Source organism: Polaromonas sp. (assembly GCF_041689105.1).
Taxonomy (GTDB): Bacteria; Pseudomonadota; Gammaproteobacteria; order Burkholderiales; family Burkholderiaceae_C; genus Polaromonas.
On record NZ_JBDNGU010000123.1, the window covers coordinates 1 to 3536 of the forward strand.

Here is a 3536-nt window from a genome sequence, read left to right on the forward strand (position 1 = left end):
GGCGTAGGCGACCCAGACCAGGGTGATCAGGATGTCAATTGGCCATTCGAGTTCGGCGTATTCCTTGCCCGAGGTGTAGCCCAGCGGCAGGCTGATGGCCGCCGCCACAATCACCGCCTGCCAGCCCCAGAACACAAACGAAGCCAGCGCTGGTGCGAACAGCCGGACCTGGCAGGTACGCTGGACCACGTGAAAACTGGTGGCCATCAAGGCACAGCCGCCGAAAGCAAAAATCACTGCGTTGGTGTGCAGCGGCCGCAACCTGCCGTAGCTGAGCCAGGAAATCCCGAAGTTGAGTTCAGGCCAGGCCAGCTGCGAGGCGATGATGACGCCGACCAGCATGCCGACCACCCCCCACACCACCGACATGAGGGCAAATTGCCGCACGGCGGTATCGTGGTACATCGCCGCTGGGGCTGGAAGTGATTGATCGTTCATGAAACACCTGTTGACGTGATACTTCCAGTGTCCCTGCCGCAGAGAGGGTCGCAGTTGATGAAAGTCAATCCGAACGCAAAATGCGTTCGCCTTCGGGCTCCAGCGCGTCGAACTGGCCACGCCAGACGGCCCAGCCCAGCGCCGCGATGATCAGCAGTGCCAGCAGCACCGACAAGGGAATCAGGAGAAACAAAATGTCCATTCAAATCCTCTTCGGTGCGCGCGCCAGCCGGGCGGAGTTGAGAACGACCAGCAACGAACTGGCGGCCATGCCCAGGCCCGCCAGCCAGGGTGGCATCACGCCGAGCACGGCCAGCGGCACACACACGGCGTTGTAGAGTGCGGCCCACGCCAGGTTCTGACGCACGATGGAGCGGGTGCGCCGCGCCATCTGCACCAGCGCAGGCACAGCCGACAACTGGCCGCCCAGCACCACGAAGTCGGCCTTCGCCTGCGCCAGCGGAACGGCCTGGCCCATGGCAATGGATACATTCGCAAGCGCCAGCACCGGCCCGTCGTTCATGCCATCGCCCACCATCGCCACACGCTGGCCTTGCTGCTGCAGGCCACGCATATGGTCCAGCTTGTCTTCTGGCGAGTGTTCGCCAAAACAGCTGCTGATGCCCGCGCGCCGGCCCAGCTGGTTTACCGCGTTCCGCTGGTCGCCGGAAAGCAGCTGGACCCGGCAACCCAGCTGGCCGAGCGCAAGCACCGCCGCCGCAGCGCCCGGCCGCAGCGCCTCATCCAGTTCAAAGCTGGCCAGCCAGCCGCTTTCATCGGCCAGATGTACCTGCGGGCCACGCGCTTGCCGGTCACCGGCGGGCATGCCGCAAAACCCGGTCGATCCAAGCAACAGCAGACCCGGCGCCCGGTCAACCCTGGCTTGCATGCCGCAGCCAGCCACTTCTTCCACCCCCGTCAGCACTACGTCGCTGGCCGAATAGCTGTCGGCGATCGCACGTGACAGGGGATGCAGCGAATGATTCGCCAGCGCAGCAGCCAGCCGACCCATGGCGTCCGGGTCCACCCCGGAAGGCGTGAGGGTGTGGACCACCTTCATGCGGTCTTCGGTCAAGGTGCCTGTCTTGTCAAACACCACGGTGTCCACCGCCGCGCAGGACTCAAGTGCCTGCAGGCGGCGCACCATCACGCCCTGGCGAGCCAGGGCGCCAGCGGCCGCCAGCGTCGCCGCCGGCGTGGCCAGCGACAGCGCGCAAGGGCAGGTAACAATCAACACCGCCACCGCCACACCCAGAGCATGCGCCGGATCCACAGGCCACCACCATACGGCTGCGCCCGCGCTGGCCAGCAACACCAGCAGCAAAAAGGGGCTGGCGATGCGGTCGGCCATCTGCGCCAGTTGTGGCTTCTGCACCGAGGCCTGCTCCATCAGCGCAACAATGCCCGCATAACGGGTGTCGGGGCCCGCGCAAGCGACCTGGATCAGCAACAGGCCCGTCAGGTTGTGGCTACCGGCAATCACCGTGCTGCCCGGGGCGCGTCGCAGCGGCGCGGATTCGCCAGTCAGCAAGGCTTCATCAACCCGGCTTTCGCCAACTGTCACACTGCCGTCCGCCGGAATCACCTCTCCGGGCAACACACGAATCAGATCGCCGACAACCAGGCGTCGCACTGCCACGCGCTCGAACCGGCCGTCCGCGTCCTGCCGCTCCACGCTGGCGGGCAGTCTGCGCATCAACGCCTCCAGCGAGCCGGCGGTACGATCACGCAGGCGCTGCTCCAGCAGCCGGCCCGACAGCAGGAAAAAAACAAACATGGTGACCGAGTCGTACCAGACCTCTGCACCCCAGCGCGAAGCCGGATCGAAAGTGGCGACCGAGCTGGCACCAAAGGCGATCAGGATGCCAAGCGCCACCGGCACGTCCATGCCGATGCGCCGGTGCCGCAGGTCGCGCAGTGCCGACGAGAAAAATGGCGTGCAGGAAAACAGCACCACCGGCAAGGTCAGCACCCAGGAAGCCCAGCGCAACAGTGCCTGCATGTCAGGGGTGATCTCGCCGGGCGCCGCCAGATAGGCCGGCGTGGCATACATCATGACCTGCATCATGCAAAAACCGGCGACCAACCAGCGCCACAGCAGCAGCCGTTGTGCCTGCAGGCGCGGTGCCGCCGACAACATGTCACCGGCAGGCAACGCCCCGTAGCCGGCACCCTGGAGCGTACGCAGCCAGTCCGAAGGGCGGCTCACGCCGGCCTGCCAGAGCAGGCGCGCAGTGGCCGTCGCTCCGTTGACCTGCACGCCCTCCACGCCCTGCAGCCCGCACAAAACCTGCTCCACGGTCAGCGAACAGGCCGCGCAATACATGCCGCTGATCGACAGGTAGGACTCCCACCAGCCATCCCGCCCGGCCACGGGCCGGCTGAATCCTGTCCATTCCGCAGGATCGTCAAGCGTCTCCCGGCGCGGAAAATCGTCGCTGGAGACGGCCTTTTCGAGACCAGGAAAAGCAAGAGCAGCGGGCATGCTCCAAGGCTAACCAGCACGGCAGCAGGCCCGATTGACATGGATCAACACCCGGCAGGCGACCTGGCTTAAGCTCGGGTCTGTATCAGCTCATTCACAGGGAGTCAGACATGTATCAGCGCATTCTTGTTACTACCGATGGTTCCACGCTTTCAAAAAAGGCCGTGCGCAGCGCGATCGACCTGGCGGCCGCAACCGGCGCCAGTCTGGTCGCGCTCAACGTCGTTCCGCGTTACCCCATGAGTTATTTCGAGGGCGGTGTGTCCATCTCCACCGAGGATGTCAGCCGCATCGAGAAAAAATGGGCCGATGACGGCCAGGCCATCGTGGACGCGGTCGAAACCAACGCGCTGGATGCCGGCGTCAAGGTCAAAGCCGTGATCGCGCGCTCCGATCTTGTGGCCGAGGCCATCATGGCCACTGCCAAAAAACACAAGTGCGACCTCATCGTCATGGCCTCGCATGGCCGCAAGGGCATCAAGCGCCTGCTGCTGGGCAGCGAGACCCAGCACGTGCTCACGCACAGCAGCGTGCCGGTGCTGGTGTTACGCTGACATTTTTTACCAGGAGACTTCATGAAAATAGTTTTCGCCGCCGACGGCAGCAAATACAC

4 protein-coding genes are annotated in these 3536 nt (G+C 64.6%); 1 reads left to right on the forward strand and 3 read right to left on the reverse strand.

Annotated features, from left to right (window positions below):
• From ACESMT_RS13615 to ACESMT_RS13625, 3 genes are all read right to left on the reverse strand, one after another.
• The coding region (locus tag ACESMT_RS13615; protein ID WP_372827138.1) for a cbb3-type cytochrome c oxidase subunit I at positions 1-438 on the reverse strand (438 nt) is incomplete at its 3' end.
• 64 nt (positions 439-502) lie between these two features.
• Positions 503-640, reverse strand: coding sequence for a cbb3-type cytochrome oxidase assembly protein CcoS (gene ccoS, locus ACESMT_RS13620; protein WP_372827139.1), 138 nt, complete (start codon positions 638-640; stop codon positions 503-505).
• Entirely contained in the window at positions 641-2923 is a 2283-nt protein-coding gene (locus ACESMT_RS13625) for a heavy metal translocating P-type ATPase (RefSeq protein WP_372827140.1), read from the reverse strand.
• Between the two features lie 110 nt (positions 2924-3033).
• On the opposite strand from ACESMT_RS13625, the gene ACESMT_RS13630 reads away from it, so the two are divergent.
• Entirely contained in the window at positions 3034-3477 is a 444-nt protein-coding gene (locus tag ACESMT_RS13630; protein WP_372827141.1) for a universal stress protein, read from the forward strand.
• Positions 3478-3536: the final 59 nt, after the last annotated feature.

What these genes read in the sequence shown, in the direction of transcription:
- ACESMT_RS13625 (WP_372827140.1), bottom strand. Translation starts at nt 2,923, where the DNA reads ATGCCCGCTGCTCTTGCTTTTCCTGGTCTCGAAAAGGCCGTCTCCAGC.
- ccoS (WP_372827139.1), bottom strand. Translation starts at nt 640, where the DNA reads ATGGACATTTTGTTTCTCCTGATTCCCTTGTCGGTGCTGCTGGCACTG.
- ACESMT_RS13630 (WP_372827141.1), top strand. Translation starts at nt 3,034, where the DNA reads ATGTATCAGCGCATTCTTGTTACTACCGATGGTTCCACGCTTTCAAAA.